This window comes from Maribacter sp. UH1, assembly GCF_056839145.1.
Genome location: NZ_CM166387.1, coordinates 1,101,521 through 1,117,500, shown reverse-complemented (window position 1 = coordinate 1,117,500; position 15,980 = coordinate 1,101,521). Strand labels below are relative to the sequence as shown.

Annotated in this window: 9 protein-coding genes and 1 tRNA gene (1 of these 10 cut by a window edge); 8 read left to right on the top strand and 2 right to left on the bottom strand. The window is 34.6% G+C overall.

Annotated features, from left to right (window positions below):
* Window positions 1-3,894, bottom strand: the 5' portion of a protein-coding gene (gene gltB / locus UH1x_RS04880; protein ID WP_482625495.1) for a glutamate synthase large subunit. Its footprint begins 615 nt before the window's first position; only the first 3,894 of its 4,509 coding nucleotides appear in the window; its start codon is at window positions 3,892-3,894; its stop codon lies off the left edge, out of view.
* Between the two features lie 320 nt (window positions 3,895-4,214).
* Entirely contained in the window at window positions 4,215-5,354 is a 1,140-nt protein-coding gene (locus UH1x_RS04875; RefSeq protein ID WP_482625494.1) for an acyl-CoA dehydrogenase, read from the bottom strand.
* Between the two features lie 337 nt (window positions 5,355-5,691).
* On the opposite strand from UH1x_RS04875, the gene nhaD reads away from it, so the two are divergent.
* The 8 genes from nhaD (at window position 5,692) to UH1x_RS04835 (ending at window position 15,970) form a co-directional block, all read left to right on the top strand.
* Window positions 5,692-7,062: a sodium:proton antiporter NhaD gene (nhaD, locus tag UH1x_RS04870; protein ID WP_482625493.1), complete on the top strand. Its 1,371-nt coding sequence runs from the start codon at window positions 5,692-5,694 to the stop codon at window positions 7,060-7,062.
* Between the two features lie 52 nt (window positions 7,063-7,114).
* On the top strand, window positions 7,115-7,804 hold the full coding sequence (locus UH1x_RS04865; protein ID WP_405413079.1) for a MotA/TolQ/ExbB proton channel family protein: 690 nt from the start codon (window positions 7,115-7,117) through the stop codon (window positions 7,802-7,804).
* A 9-nt stretch (window positions 7,805-7,813) separates the two neighbouring features.
* The gene (locus tag UH1x_RS04860; RefSeq protein WP_027068115.1) at window positions 7,814-8,200 is read left to right on the top strand and encodes an ExbD/TolR family protein; all 387 of its coding nucleotides are present in this window, start codon (window positions 7,814-7,816) and stop codon (window positions 8,198-8,200) included.
* On the top strand, window positions 8,201-9,139 hold the full coding sequence (locus UH1x_RS04855) for an energy transducer TonB (RefSeq protein ID WP_482625490.1): 939 nt from the start codon (window positions 8,201-8,203) through the stop codon (window positions 9,137-9,139).
* Complete coding sequence (locus UH1x_RS04850; RefSeq protein WP_482625488.1) at window positions 9,136-10,347, top strand: bifunctional folylpolyglutamate synthase/dihydrofolate synthase; 1,212 nt, start codon at window positions 9,136-9,138, stop codon at window positions 10,345-10,347. The genes UH1x_RS04855 and UH1x_RS04850 overlap by 4 nt, the downstream gene beginning before the upstream one ends.
* 59 nt (window positions 10,348-10,406) lie before the next feature.
* A tRNA-Val gene (locus UH1x_RS04845) sits at window positions 10,407-10,481 on the top strand.
* Between the two features lie 923 nt (window positions 10,482-11,404).
* On the top strand, window positions 11,405-14,509 hold the full coding sequence (locus UH1x_RS04840; RefSeq protein ID WP_482625486.1) for a SusC/RagA family TonB-linked outer membrane protein: 3,105 nt from the start codon (window positions 11,405-11,407) through the stop codon (window positions 14,507-14,509).
* Between the two features lie 18 nt (window positions 14,510-14,527).
* Window positions 14,528-15,970, top strand: coding sequence for a RagB/SusD family nutrient uptake outer membrane protein (locus UH1x_RS04835; RefSeq protein WP_482625484.1), 1,443 nt, complete (start codon window positions 14,528-14,530; stop codon window positions 15,968-15,970).
* The last annotated feature ends 10 nt before the right edge of the window (window positions 15,971-15,980 follow it).

The window sequence follows — 15,980 nt, the reverse complement described above, 5'->3', positions numbered from 1 at the left end:
ACCGGCAGAACCTGTGAAATTCAATCTTAACGTGTTGATTGGTAATCCTTCTGCACCGTAGGTTTTAGAAATTTCATTACTGATAATTGCACCAACTGCACGATCAGTATTACAAATTGGGTAATCTAAAGTTAATTTCTCTTTTCTAAATAAAGATGGATTAGCTTTTGCTATAATATCAAATTCTATTGATTTGTCTATATCGTGTTTTTGTTTTTCCGTATTGTAAAATTTAGTTCCTTTAGGTACATCTACTTGATGTAAAATAGGCGTTAAATCTATACCAGCAGCTTTATAATGATCAATAGCTTTCTTACGATCTAATTTTTGAACCTGACCAACCATTTCATTAATGGTCTTAAAGCCAAGTTGCGCCATAATTTCACGTAATTCTTGTGCTACAAAATACATGTAGTTAACAACATGTTCAGGTTTACCCTTAAATTTCTTTCTCAATTCAGGATTTTGAGTTGCAATACCAACAGGGCAAGTATTTAAGTGGCATACACGCATCATTATGCAACCAGAAGCTACTAGAGGAGCAGTTGCGAAACCAAATTCTTCTGCACCTAATAGACAGGCAACGGCAACATCTCTACCGGTTTTCAATTGTCCATCACATTCAAGAACTATACGGTTTCTCAAATCATTTAAAACAAGTGTTTGTTGTGCCTCTGCAATACCAAGTTCCCAAGGTAAACCACAATGTTTTAGAGATGTCAGAGGAGAAGCACCAGTACCACCATCAAAACCAGAAACTAGAACAACATCAGCCTTTGCTTTTGCGACACCTGCTGCAACGGTACCTACACCTACTTCAGAAACTAATTTTACATTAACTCTTGCCTTTCTGTTAGCGGATTTTAAATCATAAATAAGCTGAGATAAATCTTCAATAGAATAGATATCGTGATGCGGCGGTGGAGAAATTAAACCTACATAGGGAGTAGAATTTCTTGTTTTGGCAATTTCAGGATTTACTTTAGGACCTGGTAATTGACCGCCTTCACCTGGTTTGGCACCCTGTGCCATTTTAATCTGAATTTCTTTTGCGTTGGTTAGGTAATTAGAGGTTACTCCAAATCTACCAGAAGCAACTTGTTTTATTGCACTGTTTCTCCAGTCACCGGTAGAATTTTTGTAAAATCTATTTTGATCTTCTCCACCTTCACCAGAATTGCTCTTTCCGCCAATACGGTTCATGGCAATCGCTAAATTCTCGTGAGCTTCTTTACTAATAGATCCGTAAGACATTGCACCGGTTTTAAACCTTTTTACAATTTCAGTCCATGGTTCCACATCTTTTAGAGGAATAGGATCATAGTTAGAGAATTCAAAGAGACCTCTTATAGTCATAAGGTTTTTTGATTGCTCATTAACCATACTAGAATACTCTTTGTAGGTATCTGGCTCGTTATTTCGAACTGATTTTTGAAGTTTTGCAATAGATAGTGGGTTAAACATATGTTTTTCACCATCTCTTCTCCATCTATATTCACCGCCAATTTCTAAATCTAAACTAGCATCAATATGTTGTTTGCTAAAAGTCTTATGGTGACGTAAGGCAATTTCTTTTTCAATTTGATAAAGACCAATACCCTGAATACGAGTAGGGGTGTTAGGAAAGTATTTTTCAACTACTTTGGTGTTGATTCCTATACATTCAAAAAGCTGGGAACCACGATATGAATTAAGTGTTGAAATACCAATTTTGTTCATCACTTTTAAGATTCCTTTTCCAACAGCTTTATTGTAATTTTTAATAGCGTCGTCAAAAGATATTTCAGTAATATCATGCTCTTCTATTTGCTCTGCAATAATTTCATTAACCAAATATGGGTTAATAGCACTAGCGCCAAAACCAAATAATAAAGCAAAATGATGTACTTCACGTGGCTCTGCAGATTCTATAATAACACTTAATTTTGAACGTTTGCCAAGTTTCTGTAATCCACTATTTACAAAAGAACAAGCTAGTAATGCAGGTATAGGAGCCATATCTTTCGTAACATTTCTATCTGAAAGAATAATAATGTTTGCTCCATCATCAACTGCTTTGGAAGCTTGATTTAATACAGATTGTAAAGCGTCTTCAAGACCATTGTGTCCTTGTTTAATGGAATACAACATTGATATTGAAACTACCTTATAGTCAGGGCTTACATCGTAATTTTTAATTTTATCTAAATCCTCTTTAGAAATTACAGGATTTTGAATTTTAAGTTTTCTACAATGTAATTCTGAAAACTCAAATATATTATGATCGCTACCTAAAGTTAAGCTGATATCTGTAATCAGTTCTTCACGTATACCATCTAAAGGAGGATTGGTTACCTGAGCGAATAATTGCTTGAAATAATTGTAAATTAACTGAGGTCGTTGAGATAAAACAGCAATAGGTGTATCAGATCCCATTGAACCAATAGGTTCTTTTCCGGCTTTTGCCATTGGGAGTACAATGGTATTTATGTCTTCTAATGTATACCCAAAAACAGATTTTCTATTCTCTAAAGTTTCCTCGCCTAAAAATAAAGGACAATCGTTATACGGAATGTCTTTTAAGTGAACAAGGTTGTCATTTAACCACTTCTTATAAGGAAATTTTTGCGCGATGTTCTCTTTAATTTCTTCATCGTTAACAATTCTACCTTCTTCCATGTTTACCAAGAACATTTTTCCTGGCTGTAACCTTCCGTGGAATTCTACATTATCTGGAGCAATATCTACAACACCTGTTTCAGAGGACATTACTACGTAGTCATCTTTGGTAACTGTGTACCTAGATGGTCTTAGTCCGTTTCTATCTAATACGGCACCAATAAAGTTTCCGTCAGTAAAAGGAATAGAAGCTGGTCCATCCCATGGTTCCATCATACATGAGTGATACTCATAAAATGATCTTTTAGCTTCAGACATTTCGGTATTTTTCTCCCATGCTTCAGGAACTAATATCATCATTACTTCTGGTAATGATCTGCCTGTCATCAATAGAAGTTCAACAACCATATCCATGGTAGCGGAATCAGACTTTCCTGGTAGTATTATAGGAAGAACATTCTTTATTTCATCTCCAAACATCTCGCTCTTCAGCAATTCTTCTCTAGAGAACATGCGGGTAACGTTACCTCTTAGGGTGTTTATTTCACCATTATGACACATATATCTAAATGGTTGTGCCAAATCCCAAGTAGGGAAAGTATTTGTAGAGAAACGTTGGTGTACCAATGCCAATCTAGTAACTACTCTAGAATCCATAAGGTCAGAATAGTATAGGCTAATGTCTAAAGGCATTAGTAGCCCTTTAAATATAATTATCTTGGTAGATAAGCTAGGTACATAAAAGAACTTGCTTTCAGATAATTTAGATTTTATGATAGTATGCTCAGTTACTTTTCTTGCAATGAAAAGTTTTAAGTTAAAATCAAAATAGTCTTGATCGTCACTTTCTTTTGCTACAAATATTTGTTTGACAAAAGGTTCGGTTTCAGCAGCAATTCTACCAGGTATGGATCTGTTTACCGGTACATCTCTCCATCCTAATAATTTTAAACCTTGCTTTTTAATATTTTCTTCAAAAACCGAAATACAAAAATCTCTTTGGTTTTCTTTTCTAGGGAAGAAAATATTACCAACTGCATAATCACCAGCCTTAGGCAGGTCGAAATTACAAACAGCCTGAAAAAAATCATGTGGTATATCTATTAATATACCTGCCCCATCTCCTGTTTTACCATCGGCACTTACTGCCCCTCTATGTTCTAAACGTTCAAGTATTTCTAACGCTTTATGAATAATGTCGTTAGATTTTTTTCCTTTAAGACTGCATATAAAACCAGCCCCACAGTTATCATGTTCAAATTCCGGTAGATATAATCCTTGCTTCTTCAGTGTCATCCTTTGTGGTATTTCTTCAAAAATATCAATTTAATTGAATTATATTCAATGATTGGAACAAATTCAAGTAAAAAATTCAACGAAATAAATAAAAGCTTAAAAAATCTACAATTATGGATTTTTAAAACCTTCAATTTATCAGATTGATAAATTTAAGTTAATATTATTGAAAAGTATGGATGAAGTAGGGGGTGAATTGTAGTTTTTGCAACTTTCTAACAATAAAGTCTAACTTTATTGAGAGGTTAACAAATTAAGATTGTGCTATAATTAAATTCACCCCTGTAAAAAATAGGGGTGAATTGAAGACCATCTAATTTTTACTTTAAAATACTTCTTGAAATTACGATTTTTTGTATTTCAGAAGTACCTTCATATATCTGAGTAATTTTTGCATCTCTCATTAATCGTTCTACATGGTAATCTTTTACAAATCCGTTTCCACCATGTATTTGAACGGCTTCAACTGTGGTTTCCATAGCGACTTTTGATGCGTATAGTTTTGCCATTGCACCAGAAAGGTCATAATCATTACCATTGTCCTTATCAATTGCAGATTGGTATACGAGTAATCTAGCAGCTTGAATTTCGGTGTGCATATCTGCAAGTTTAAATGCGATAGCTTGGTGGTTGCTAATTTCAGTACCGAAAGCTTTACGTTCTTTTGAGTATTTTAAAGCTAGTTCATATGCACCTGCAGCAATACCTAATGCTTGAGCGGCAATACCAATACGACCACCTGCTAAAGTTTTCATAGCGAATTTAAAACCAAAACCATCTTCGCCAATTCTATTTTCTTTAGGGACCTTTACATCATTAAATATTAATGAATGTGTATCGCTGCCTCTAATACCTAATTTGTTTTCTTTAGGTCCTATTTCAAATCCCGGAGTACCTTTTTCAATAATTAAAGCATTTATGCCTCTGTGCTTTTTATCCTTGTCAGTTTGGGCAATAACAATATATGTACTTGCGGTACCACCATTGGTAATCCAATTTTTGGTTCCATTAACAATATAATGGTCGCCCATATCTATGGCGGTTGTTTTTTGAGAAGTGGCATCACTTCCAGCTTCTGGTTCAGAAAGGCAGAACGCTCCTATTTGTTCTCCTGTAGAAAGCTTTGTAAGATATTTTTCTTTTTGAGCTTCAGTACCGAATTTTTCTAATCCCCAGCATACCAAAGAATTATTTACGGACATTACTACTGAAGTTGATGCGTCAATTTTAGAAATTTCTTCCATAGCTATAACATATGAAAGGGTATCAAGTCCGCTACCGCCGTACTTGGGGTCTACCATCATGCCCAAAAAACCCAGTTCTCCTAGTTTTTTAATTTCTTCTTTTGGGAATCTTTGTTCGTCATCACGTTCAATTACTTCTGCTAATAGCTCGGTTTGAGCAAAATCACGAGCAGCTTCTTGTATAAGTTTTTGTTCTTCATTTAATGAAAAATCCATCTAAATATATATAAAGGTTAACTTCTCAAAGATAGAGATATACTAGTTAAATATGATACTTAAACCACTCCTTTTGAAGCAATTTGTAACAATTGTTGTCTCGTATTAAGACGAGGGTTGATATTTAACATTTTCTTATGCGTTAAAATGTGGTCACTAAAAACTTGTTAAATTTATATTAGGGTCGATTTAAGTATTTGGAAGTCAAATATCTTCGGTATTATTGTCAATTCATTAGGAATTCACAGACAATTTTAAATATATTTGGCACATCTATTTATTATAATTAGAACCTATATTTACAACTGCTAACTAGTTACTCAAAAAACCAACGAATATGGAAACCATCATTGTTATTGTTTTTTTGGCAGGATACCTTGCCATTACCTTAGAACACAATCTTAAAATAGATAAATTAATCCCGGCACTAGCTATGATGGCTATACTTTGGGCACTTATTGCTCTTGGAATAGATGGCTATGAAAACTGGTTTGATTCTGCTCAGCAAAGTCTTGTAGAAGGGTTTAGTAATTTTGAGCATTTAGATAGGATGCATATGATGGAGGAGTCTCTATTGCATCATTTAGGTAAAACAGCAGAGATTCTTTTCTTTCTTTTAGGAGCGATGACCATTGTGGAAATTATTGATTATTTTGATGGTTTTGCAACTATAAAGGGTTTTATTAAGACAAAGCAAAAAGGAAAATTACTTTGGTTATTTTCAATATTGGCATTCGTATTGTCTGCTATCATAGATAACTTAACGGCGACAATTGTTTTAATTACCATACTTCAAAAAGTAATTAAGGATAGGGAAACAAAATTATGGTTTGCAGGTATGATAGTAATTACGGCAAACGCAGGTGGGGCTTGGTCTCCTATAGGTGACGTTACTACAACAATGTTATGGATTGCAAACAGGGTAAGTGCTGGTCAGTTAGTGCTCCACGTACTTTTGCCTTCTTTGGTTTGTATGATCGTACCTGTTGTAATAGCAAGTAGATTTAAGGTTTTTAAAGGTTTAATTGATGGTGAATTAGATGGTGAAAATTCTAAGTCTAAGTATAGTGGAGTAATGTTGTATTTAGGTCTAGGCGCTATTTTATTTGTTCCTATTTTTAAAACAGTAACTCATTTGCCTCCATATGTAGGTATGATGTTATCGTTAGCTGTAGTAGCAACTTTTGCTGAAATATATAGTAATAAGAAGTTTAGTATTTCCTCTGTAGATCAAGAGGGTCAAGATAGTGAAGGTCATCATAGTCCTGTGCATCATTCATTGTCTAAAATTGAATTGCCAAGTATTCTGTTCTTCTTGGGTATTTTATTGGCGGTAGCGGCAATGGAATCTTTAGGAATACTTTTTAATGCTGCGGGTGCTCTTAACGAGGCAATACCTAACACGGATATTGTTGTAATGTTATTTGGTCTAGGGTCAGCGGTAATTGATAATGTACCATTAGTTGCTGCAAGTATGGGTATGTTCAGTGAACCTTTAGATAATCCCTTATGGCACTTTATAGCTTACTCTGCCGGTACAGGTGGTAGTATGTTGATAATTGGGTCTGCTGCAGGTGTTGTTGCAATGGGTATGGAGAAAATTGATTTTTTCTGGTATCTTAAAAAAATAGCATGGTTGGCATTCGTAGGTTTTGTTAGTGGTGCAATCGTATTTATATTATTAAGAGATTTTGTTCTTCACGGATAATTTAATTCGCAAATCATCGTTATAAAGGCAAATTCAATACTTAAAGAATATTATGTTATTATTCCAGGATTTGGCTCAAGATGCGAGCGACGAATTATTGTCTGAGGAGAAAACTCTTTCCGTAATAGATTTAATATTTAATGGCGGCACGGGTAGTGTTATCATTATCTCTGTTTTGTTTATAATGTTGGGCGTGGCTCTATATATCTATTTTGAACGTTTGTTGGCTGTAAATGCCGCTTCTAAAATAGATAAGAATTTCATGAATCAGATTCGTGATTATGTGACCACGGGTAAATTAGATGCGGCAAAAATACTTTGTGCGCAAACAGATTCACCTGTAGCAAGATTGACAGAGAAAGGTGTTTCTCGTATTGGCAAGCCTTTAGATGATATAAATACAGCAATTGAAAATGCTGGTACGCTTGAAGTATATAAGCTAGAAAAGAATGTAAGTATTTTGGCTACTGTAGCTGGTGCGGCTCCAATGATCGGTTTTTTAGGAACTGTTATTGGTATGATTCTTGCTTTTCATGAGATGGCCAGTAGTGGTGGTCAGGCAGAAATGGGTTCATTGGCATCTGGTATTTATACGGCGATGACAACAACGGTTGCGGGTCTTATAGTTGGTATTATAGCTTATGTAGGCTATAATCATTTAGTGAACAGAACTGATAAGGTGGTTCATAAAATGGAGGCTAACGCTGTAGAATTCTTAGATCTATTAAACGAACCTCTTTAATTTTATACTATGAAATTAAAAGGAAGAAATAAAGTCAGTCCAGACTTTAGCATGTCTTCAATGACTGATATTGTATTCTTGTTATTGGTCTTTTTCATGCTAACCGCAAATTCACCGAACGCTTTAGATTTATTGCTGCCTAAAGCGAAAGGGAAATCCACAAATACTCAGAATGTATCTGTAAGTATAGATAAGAACCTTCAATACTTTGTTAATGATGAACGAATTAATGGCGAGTACATTGAGATAGAGTTAAAAAAGGCTTTAGCTGGTCAAGATAGTCCTACTATCATACTTAGAGCAGAAGAAAGTGTTGCGATTAAAGAAGCTGTAAATGTTATGGACATCGCAAATAGAAATAATTATAAGGTTATTTTGGCAGTACGCCCAAACTAAATGGCATTTTTAGATACGAAACATAAAAAGAAATCATTGACACTTACCACATTGTTGTTAAGTGCTTTGCTTTTGGTTTTATTTTATATCGGTCTAAATTATATGGATCCGCCAGAGGAGAACGGAATCTCCGTTAATTTTGGTACGATGGATTTTGGTAGTGGAAAAGTACAGCCCAAAGAGAAGATACAATCAGAGCCCTTAGATACTCCCCCTGTTGAGCCTACTATACAAGAAGTTGCTGAAACTGTTGAGGAACCTGTAGAAGAAGTGGAGGAAGCTGTAGCCGAGAAAGAGGCGCCTGCAGAAAAGTTATTGACTCAAGATAATGAAGAGTCTATAAAAATAAATCAGGCAAAAGAAGCTAAAAGAAAGGCTGATGAAGCTGCTGCAGCTGCAAAAAGAAAAGCAGAAGCTGCAGAGAATAAGAAAAGGGCTGAAGCAGCAAAAATTGCTAAGCAAAAGAAAGATGCCGAAGATAAGGCTCGCCAAGAGCAAGAAGCTAAAAAGAAAGCTTTAGATGCGATGATGGGAGGACTAAATAAGTCTGACGGTACAGTATCTGGTAGTGAGGGCGATGATAATAGGGCAGGGGATAAAGGTCAGCCAGATGGTGATCCATATGCAACTAGTTATTACGGTAGTCCTGGTAGTGGCAGTGGAACGGGTGGCTATGGCTTAAATGGTCGGTCATTAGTTAATAAAGGACAAGTGCAACAAGAGTGTAATGAGTCTGGTAGAGTAGTGGTAAAGATTATTGTAGACCGCAATGGTAAAGTAATCAGTGCCGAGCCAGGTGTAAGAGGTACAACTAATAATAATCCATGTTTGTTAGAGCCTGCAAAGAAAACTGCATTCATGCACAAATGGAATTTAGATGGTAACGCACCAAGTAAACAAGTTGGTTTCGTAGTCGTAAACTTCAAATTAGGAGAGTGACCTATAAAGAGACATTAGATTGGATGTTTGCACAACTTCCAATGTATCAGAATAAGGGTAAAAGTGCCTTCAATTCAAAACTAGATGGCATTACTTCATTTGCCAAGCATTTAAACAATCCTCACACGCAATTTAAGAGTATACATGTAGCCGGTACCAATGGAAAAGGTTCTAGTAGTCATCTATTGGCTTCGGTTCTTCAAGAGGCTGGTTATAAAGTCGGCTTATATACATCACCACATTTAAAAGACTTTAGGGAGCGTATACGTATTAATGGAGAAAAGATTGGCAAGAGCTGGGTAGTTGACTTTATAGCTGAAAATAACCTATTTTTTACTAATAACAAGCTTTCTTTTTTTGAGATGACCGTAGGTATGGCATTCTCCTATTTTGCAGATCAAGAGGTTGATATAGCTATTATTGAAGTGGGTCTAGGCGGGCGTTTAGATTCTACCAATATAATTACTCCAGAGATTAGTTTGATAACCAATATAGGTATGGACCATACAGATATGCTGGGTGACACTCTTGCTAAGATTGCAGGAGAAAAAGCTGGTATAATCAAAAAAGATGTACCTGTAGTTATAAGTGAGTATAATGAAGAAACAGCTCCTGTTTTTGTGTCTGTAGCAAAAGAGAACAACTCTAGAATAATATTTGCTGAAGAATCTGAATATGCGGATTATAAAATTGGATTGTTAGGGGCTTATCAAAAGAAGAATATTAAAGGTGTGCTTGCCACTTTAAATACATTAACTGGTTTTAAAGTAACAGAAAATAATATAATAAACGGTCTAGGCCATGTAGTTGAAAATACACAATTAATGGGGCGCTGGCAGCAAATTGGCTCAAATCCGGTCATTATTTGTGATACCGCACATAATAAAGAAGGTATTTCGCTTGTCATGGAACAAGTAAAAAAACAGACATATGAAGAATTACATATTGTAATTGGCTTTGTAAAGGACAAGGATATGAATAGAATATCTCCCCTTTTTCCTAAAGCGGCAACATATTATTATTGTAGGCCAAAAAATTTTAGAGGACTTGATGAAAAAAAATTAGCACGTGTATTTTCTGATTCAGGTTTTAAGGGTGAAGCTTATGAGTCTGTAAATAAGGCTTTTAAAGCAGCAAAAAAACGAGCAAAAAAAAATGATTTCATTTATGTTGGTGGCAGTAATTTTGTGGTAGCAGAAGTTCTTTAAATTTTTAATGATTTTTCTTTTGTGAAATGTAAAAGTATTATATATTTGCACCCCCATTGGGGCTCTTAGCTCAGTTGGTTCAGAGCACCTGCCTTACAAGCAGGGGGTCACTGGTTCGAATCCAGTAGGGCCCACAGGTAGAAAAGCTTTCATGAAAATGAAAGCTTTTTTTTATTTTATCTATTTTGTATTGTTATTTTTCTTCCTTTTCCTAAGCAATTACACCATTAGTATTAATTAGAAATTCAAACACTGATTTCAATCTATTTTTAAGTTAAATAGAATTTTATGAACTCTAATACTGGTTGTTTTTATTTTAGGTGAAAATTTGTTATTCTTTCCGCTGTAGTTAATGCATTACTTACCCTTGTTTTCATTAAAGCTTTTTAAGTTTTCAATTCATTTCATATAGTAAGTCTTTTGAAATTTTCGTTGAAAGGCTAATAAATATGTTAAATTTTTAAGAGACTTGAATTTATATTGTTTTTATCAAATTTTAAAGAAAGATTAAAAAAATGATAACGGAAAACCTTTCCGATCGTCCTGTATAGCGGAGTTTCTGTTAAATTATGCATTTCTGAAAATGAGCTTAATATTTTGTCAATTTTATAATTTTAGATTCTATAATCCTGTTTAATCTCAAAAAACAGCCCTTTAAATCAATAATGTAATTTTTTTTAACAATATAATAACATATATTTGGTAAACCAGTTTGACGAACCAATTTGGTAAACCAGTTAAAATATTGAAATTAAAGAACCTTTATAAACTAAAAAAAATGACGTGAAACTTTAGAATAAAATTGCATAAAAAAAGGACGGGTGCTCGCCCATCCTTTTAATAAAAAATTACTTCATTTCGAAGGGAAGTAATACACAAACATGTAAATATTGCTATAAACACATTTCCTTGTAAAAATAGGAATTTTCATTGATTTAAGATGAAAGTGTGTGTATAGGAATATTGGAGATTATGATGCGAGGTATGTAATCGCATTTTAAGTAGATCAAAAAGATGGCAGAAGCCAATTCAATAGAACTAACTTAATATAACACAGATGAATTTTAAATTAAAAATTTTTATGGTTGTAATGTTGCTTGTCAACATACAATTATTTGCACAAGACACCTATGATTTATCAGGTACGGTAGTAGATGCAAACAATGTACCAATTCCTGGTGCAAATATCGTTGTAGCAAATACAACAAGAGGAACTCAAAGTGATTTTGATGGAAATTTTAGCATTCAAGTAACTAGCGGGGATATTCTACGTTTTTCTTATATAGGGTATACTACTGAAACTGTAGCCATTGTTTCGCAGAAAACAGTTAGTGTAACTTTAAATGAAGATGCTAGTCAATTAGACGAAGTTGTAGTTGTTGGTTATGGTACGCAGAAAAAATCTACCGTTACCGGTTCAATTTCTAAAGTAACTAACGAAACACTAGACCAAATAGCGGTGTCAAGGGTTGATGATGCATTAATAGGTCAAGTTTCAGGTGTTAATATTCAAGCTACTAATGCTGAAGCAGGTGGAGCTCCTACTATTACTATTAGAGGTATTGGTTCGGTAACTGCTGATTCTGGTCCTGCATTGGTAATTGATGGGGTTGTAGTAAGTTCAGAGTTTCTTGGTAACCTTGATATGAATGATGTAGAATCTTTTGAAGTATTAAAAGATGCTGCCTCTGCTGCAATTTATGGTAGTGAAGGTTCTAACGGTGTAATTTTAATTACTACCAAAAGCGGTAAGGCCGGTAAAACTAAATTCAGCTATCAGACTTACACAGGTATTAAAAGTGCCCATGGTAGTGATGATTACAGAAAAAGTGTATCTGAATGGGCTAAAATAGAACAAGCTGCAACAGGTACTCTTTCAAATGAAACTCAGTATGCGCAATTGTTAGTGCAGGCTACAGGTGTTGATAGAGATTGGCAAGATGTTTTCTTTGACGGAGGTGCTATAACTAGTCATTCTTTATCTGCTAGAGGTGGTTCAGAAGATACTAAGTTTAGTACATCTTTAAGGTATCTTCATGATGAAGGTGTTGTTATTACAGATGACTATAAATTGTTCTCTGCTAATATGAAAGTGGATTCAAAAATTGGTGAAAGAGCAAGATTTGGTATTAGAGCTACTCCTTCTTATACAAAACAAAGAAGATTGCCAACTTCTATTCATAATCCTACACGTCAATCTCCATGGTTACCTATTTATCATACAGAAGAATCACTTCAGTTTATAAATAGAGATGTTTATCCAGATGTTGGAGTTGGTGATTACTTTTACGAAAACCATTTAGTAGAATTAGATATTAATGGTGATGGTAGTGATAGTAGACCTCGTACTTCTGGGGATTCTAACCCATATGCTCAATATGTGGAAAGAGAGCATTTTGAATATAATACTAAATTATTTGGATCTACATACTTAAGTTATGAGCTATTAGATGGTCTTACGGCTAAAACGCAATTAGGTGTTACTCTTGAGCAAAGAAAGAGAACTAGATATGATGGTACAAAACATCACGCAAGTGGTAATTCAAGAGCTTCATATTATTTAGCTAATAGATTTAGAACAAGGGTTATTTCTGATAATACTTTGAACTATACAAAGACATTTGGTGATGATCACGATTTAAACTTGTTATTAGGAGCTACTATACAGAAAAGAAAATCTGAAGAGAGTATTACTACTGGTAGTGGTTTTTCTAATGATTTACTTAAAAACTTTCAAGGAGCTACTTTAGTTGATCTTCCTACAGAAACGAATACAGAGCTTAAAAAGTTAGGATACTTTGCAAGAGTTAACTACGCATATAAAGGAAAGTATTTAGTGAATGCTTCTTTTAGACGAGATGGTAGTTCTGTATTTGGTATAGATTCTAAATGGGGTAACTTCCCTGCGGTATCTTTAGGTTGGAACGTTGCTAAAGAAAATTTCTTATTGAATAGCGATGTTGTAAATACCATGAAGTTTAGAGCTAGTTATGGTCTTACAGGGGCTGAAAACTTTAATGTAGGTGATGCTATTGTAAATGCTTGGCCTTACTTAGCGTTATTGCAGAATTCAAATTCTATAGATGATGGCAGTATTGCAGCCGGTGTATCTCCACTAAATATTGCTAACACATTATTACAATGGGAAGCTTCAAAGGAATTGACTGTTGGTTTGGATTATGGCTTCTTTAATAATAGAATCTCTGGTTCTATTGATTACTACGAAAGAACAAGTGATGAGTTGTTATTGAACAACCCGGTTTCTTATATATCAGGGTTTAATAGTGGTATTGTTAATTTAGGTGAAGTTCAAAACAAAGGTGTTGAACTTGAGTTAAGAACTAGAAATGTTTCTAACGAAAATTTCTCTTGGAATTCAACTTTAATAGCATCTACAAATAAAAATGAATTATTAAGCTTTGGAGATTCTAACAACGCCTTAATAGAAGATTCTTACGGTAGAAACTCTCAATGGATCAACAGAATTGGAGAGCCTATTTCATCTTTCTGGGGTTACGTAGTTGATGAAGAGGCTTTTGATGAGACTTCTTTTAGAACAACATATGTTGACAGTCCTTGGAATAGAATTAATGGTCAGTCTGATGATACGATTGTTAAGGATTTAAATGGAGATGGATTAATTACAGAGGAAGATAAAACTATTTTGGGTAGTCCTTATCCAGATTTGGTTTACAGTTTCACTAACGAATTTAAATTCGGAAATGTTGATTTTTCTTTTATGGTTCAAGGTAGCTTAGGAGCTCAGGTTAATAATATTGGAGATCAATATTTCTACAACTGGTTTGGTAATAGAACAAGAAGTGGTGGTGAGTTAGAAGCGGTAGCTAATGGTCTAGTATCTGATGTTTCGTTCATTCAAGAAAAAGTATTAACAAGTGATGTTATTGCAAGCGCGGATTATTTCTCTTTACGTAACGTTAATCTTGGTTATAATTTTTCAAAAGATGTAGCAGAACGTATAGGAGTAAGTGGCTTAAGAGTTTATGCAACTGCACAGAATTTACTATATATCACGGCAGATGATTATCATGGTTTCAATCCAGAGCACATAGATGGTAGTGATCCAAGAGCTTATGGTTCTCAAAGAGCAGGTACACCAATATTTAGAACGGTTACAGTTGGTCTTAACGTTGATTTTTAATCTAAAAACAAACAAACGATGAAACATATAAAATATTTAATAGTTGCAGTAACGGTATCCGTATTTGTTTCCTGTGATACTGAAGAGTTTTTAAACCCATTGCCAGATACGGCAGTTGCTGTAGACGGATTTTTTCAATCTGATGCAGATGTACTGTCTGGGGTTTATGGTATATACGATGCCTTGCAAGGGGTAAATAGTAATACACAATCAAATATTGGTGATTATAATAGAGGTGTACAATTTGAGCATCTTTTAACAGAGCATAGAACGGATAATACAAGAAATGCAACACTTGAAGGTTCTAAAGCTGATTTTCACAGATACGTTGTAAATGCTAATAATGTAGAATCTGAGGATTATTATGCTTCTATGTATGAAGTAATTTTTAGAGCCAACAATATCTTGGATTTTATTGATGTAGCAGATGAAAGCAATCAGGCTAAATATGCTGCAGAGGCAAAATTTTTGAGAGCGTATGCTTACTTTAAGTTAGTAAGGATGTTTGGTGATGTGCCATTGGTTACAAATGTAGTAGGTCCTACGGATAATGAAGCGTTGTTTACTAGAATTCCAGAAGCTCAAGTTTATGAGCAGATCATAGCAGACTTACAAGAAGCTGCGAGTGTTTTAGATAATTCGTCTAAATCAAGAGCATCTAAAGCTGCGGCACAAGGTATTTTGGCTAAAGTATATTTATCATTGGCATCTCCTAATTATGCGGCTGCACAGCAATTATGTGAGTCAATAGTTAATAGTGGTGCATTTAGTTTAGAGAGTGATTTTCACGATGTTTTTTATAGTGAATTGAATAATGAAATCATTTTTGCTATTCAATATGAAACTGGTAACAGTGCAGAAAGTCAGAGTTTTTCATCTGAATTTACTTCTTCAACTCGTGCAGGATCAGAGGATGGTCAAAATATTGTGAATGAAAATTTAGTATTGGATTTTGCTGCATATGGTGGTGATAGAACAGCTGAATCATACATTACATTTGGTACATCAAATGAAGTAATTAAATTTCTACCGGAAGGTTCTGATATTACGACTACACCACCTTCTTATGGTCCTAGTGCCCGTGATGCAGGTAATGATTATATCGCTTTACGTTATGCTGATGTTCTTTTAATGCATGTAGAGGCTATAATGGCAGGTTCTGAATCAACGACAAATGCCGCAGCATTAGCTTCTTTTCAAGCGGTTAGAGATAGAGCTGGTCTACCGGCAACTGTTTCAACTATTACTAAAGAAGATCTTTTAGTGGAAAGAAGAGTGGAATTAGCATTTGAGAATCAACGTTGGTTCGATTTACTAAGGTTTGGCGTTGCTGAAGCTGTACTAAGTGCTCATTCTGCTGAAATGGGATATGTATTTGATGCTAGAAAATTATTATTGCCAATTCCGGCAAGAGAAATAAATATAAGCGGCGGACTTTTGACACAAAACCCGGGATATTAAATTTTAAAAC

What these genes read in the sequence shown, in the direction of transcription:
- UH1x_RS04875 (WP_482625494.1), bottom strand. Translation starts at nt 5,354, where the DNA reads ATGGATTTTTCATTAAATGAAGAACAAAAACTTATACAAGAAGCTGCT.
- nhaD (WP_482625493.1), top strand. Translation starts at nt 5,692, where the DNA reads ATGGAAACCATCATTGTTATTGTTTTTTTGGCAGGATACCTTGCCATT.
- UH1x_RS04865 (WP_405413079.1), top strand. Translation starts at nt 7,115, where the DNA reads ATGTTATTATTCCAGGATTTGGCTCAAGATGCGAGCGACGAATTATTG.
- UH1x_RS04860 (WP_027068115.1), top strand. Translation starts at nt 7,814, where the DNA reads ATGAAATTAAAAGGAAGAAATAAAGTCAGTCCAGACTTTAGCATGTCT.
- UH1x_RS04855 (WP_482625490.1), top strand. Translation starts at nt 8,201, where the DNA reads ATGGCATTTTTAGATACGAAACATAAAAAGAAATCATTGACACTTACC.
- UH1x_RS04840 (WP_482625486.1), top strand. Translation starts at nt 11,405, where the DNA reads ATGAATTTTAAATTAAAAATTTTTATGGTTGTAATGTTGCTTGTCAAC.
- UH1x_RS04835 (WP_482625484.1), top strand. Translation starts at nt 14,528, where the DNA reads ATGAAACATATAAAATATTTAATAGTTGCAGTAACGGTATCCGTATTT.